The organism is Paenibacillus sp. OT2-17 (assembly GCF_009827695.1).
Classification (GTDB): domain Bacteria; phylum Bacillota; class Bacilli; order Paenibacillales; family Paenibacillaceae; genus Paenibacillus; species Paenibacillus polymyxa_B.
In genome coordinates this window covers 1-2,133 of sequence record NZ_WUDQ01000600.1, presented here as the reverse complement: position 1 = coordinate 2,133, position 2,133 = coordinate 1, and the positions used below count along the sequence as shown (strand labels likewise).

Sequence of the window (2,133 nt, the reverse complement as noted above, 5' to 3'; positions counted from 1 at the left end):
AATTCAACTACAAGGTGGAACTTGACATGAACATGAGAAAAAGTGCATTTGCAGCCATTACAACTGTAGCCATTTTGTCCTTCTCCGTTGGAGGTCAAATGTCTGCGGCAGACCGTCAATTCAAGGATTTGGACAACGTAAGCGGCAAAGAAAAAATTATATCCCTTAAAGATCAGGGTCTGCTCAAAGGTGCCTCTGACACGCAGTTTCTCCCGTCATCTAAAGTCACCGCTGCCCAGGGCATTCAGTTGATCTCCGGCGGACTCCAGCTCAGTTTGGCCGCTATTGATTTTAATAAGGCGCCACAGGCCAGCGGACTGTTTACCCATGTTAAGGATACTGCATGGTATGCTGAAGCCTTTATCAACGCGCATTATAATGGCGTAGAGATTCCAAAGGATATCGTTCCTTCAAAAACCCTGACTAAGGAAGAGTTCACCCACATGCTGATTCAGGGCATGGAAAAAGCAGGCGTTCTTCCGATGTTTAAAATCGCACCTGCGAATATTGCGGATGAGAGCGAACTGGAGCCTTCTTACCAAGGTAGCATTCAACGCTCGCTAGTCTACAAGGTCAATACCTTGGATGCAAGTGAAAAGTTTCATCCAAAAAGCGAGATTACACGTGCCGAAGCTGCTGTTATGTTATATAATGCATTGGAATACCTGAATGCTCATACAAAATCGTCATAAATACAGCAATAAAGAGCTTTTCTTCTGAGGGAATTAAGCTTTCAGTTACTTGACATCATTATCGTTAATGTTATAATAAGGAAATCGAATTTAGACCTGCGGTAGCTGATTACCGTAAGGATATTTTCCTGGTCCTTCGGCATATAACACAGGTAACGAATAAATAAGCTGGCTCCGGATGAGGAGTTCAGCTTATTTTTTTGGATCAAAAAGCTTACCGTTTTCACAGATCTACATATTGAGAGGAGACAGGGGTATGTTTGGAAATGACTGGGATGATGTACTACGAGAAGAGGTCGAAAAGCCATACTTTAATGAATTAAGGTATACGTTAGCCAGAGAGTACAAGTTACATAAGGTATATCCTCCAAAAGAAGACTTGTTTTCCGCACTTAAATTAACGCCATTTCATCTGACCAAAGCGGTTATATTGGGACAGGATCCATATCATGGAGAGGGACAAGCTCACGGTTTGAGCTTTTCTGTTAGACCTGGTGTGCGAACACCGCCATCTCTACTAAATATATACAAGGAGCTTCGCGATGATATCGGCACTCCCATTCCGAATCAGGGATACCTCGTGCCTTGGGCTGAGCAAGGTGTGCTGCTGCTAAACAACGTGTTAACCGTGCGTGAAGGACAACCGCAATCTCACCAGGGAATAGGTTGGGAACGTTTCACGGATGCTGTCATTGAAGCGATTAATGAACGCGAGCAGCCAGCAGTGTTTATTTTGTGGGGGAGCCATGCTCAGAAAAAAGCAAGCTTCGTGAATACCAGCAAGCATTTGGTGCTGAAATCCGTTCATCCAAGTCCATTGGCGGCTCACAGAGGCTTTTTTGGCAGCAAGCCTTTTTCGCGTACCAATGCATTTTTGCAGGAGCATGGAATGGAGCCTATTCGGTGGGAGATTCCTAACCGCTAGCACTGGAGGTGAGGACATGCGTCAGTGGAAGGGACGTCAGGTCATTTTATATCACGGCAACAACGGTCATACCCAGAAGGTGCGCGGCACGCTTGAAAAATGGGATGATATACGAAAGTGTGTTATTTTAGGCCCGAAAATGCTGGCTATTCCTTTTGAAAATATTACGCATATTACCATGCTTCCTCCGGGGCGTGAACGTAGATGCCGCCATCCGGCGAAGCTGAACGCTATCGGTTATGTAATGAGCGTTCCGTTACAGTTTGATAATGCCATTCATTTTCAGTCGGCAGTGACGATTTGGAGAGAGGATCAGCTGATTGCTTATAATGTAAAGCTGGTTAGCCACTCGGCACACGATGTAATTCTTGAAGATGGACAAACCTTATCTAAAGAAGAGCATTTGTTTGTAGTAAGGTCACTACGTGGAGAACTTTAACTGTAATTATTCACCTTTTTTTGATGAAGGGTTCAATTTAGTTAGCTGCTAAACGATAAAAGTAATGGGATTGTTAA

At 44.1% G+C, this 2,133-nt stretch carries 3 protein-coding genes; all 3 read left to right on the top strand.

Features of this window, described 5'->3' with window-relative positions:
* Nucleotides 1-26: 26 nt before the first annotated feature.
* Entirely contained in the window at nt 27-692 is a 666-nt protein-coding gene (locus GRP75_RS25085; RefSeq protein ID WP_160790681.1) for an S-layer homology domain-containing protein, read from the top strand.
* Between the two features lie 256 nt (nt 693-948).
* Entirely contained in the window at nt 949-1,617 is a 669-nt protein-coding gene (locus GRP75_RS25080) for a uracil-DNA glycosylase (protein ID WP_013310967.1), read from the top strand.
* Between the two features lie 16 nt (nt 1,618-1,633).
* Nucleotides 1,634-2,056: a YolD-like family protein gene (locus tag GRP75_RS25075; RefSeq protein ID WP_160790680.1), complete on the top strand. Its 423-nt coding sequence runs from the start codon at nt 1,634-1,636 to the stop codon at nt 2,054-2,056.
* Nucleotides 2,057-2,133: the final 77 nt, after the last annotated feature.

Bases quoted from the DNA above. Each gene is read 5' to 3' on its own strand.
- GRP75_RS25085 (WP_160790681.1), top strand. From the start codon at position 27: ATGAACATGAGAAAAAGTGCATTTGCAGCCATTACAACTGTAGCCATT.
- GRP75_RS25075 (WP_160790680.1), top strand. From the start codon at position 1,634: ATGCGTCAGTGGAAGGGACGTCAGGTCATTTTATATCACGGCAACAAC.
- GRP75_RS25080 (WP_013310967.1), top strand. From the start codon at position 949: ATGTTTGGAAATGACTGGGATGATGTACTACGAGAAGAGGTCGAAAAG.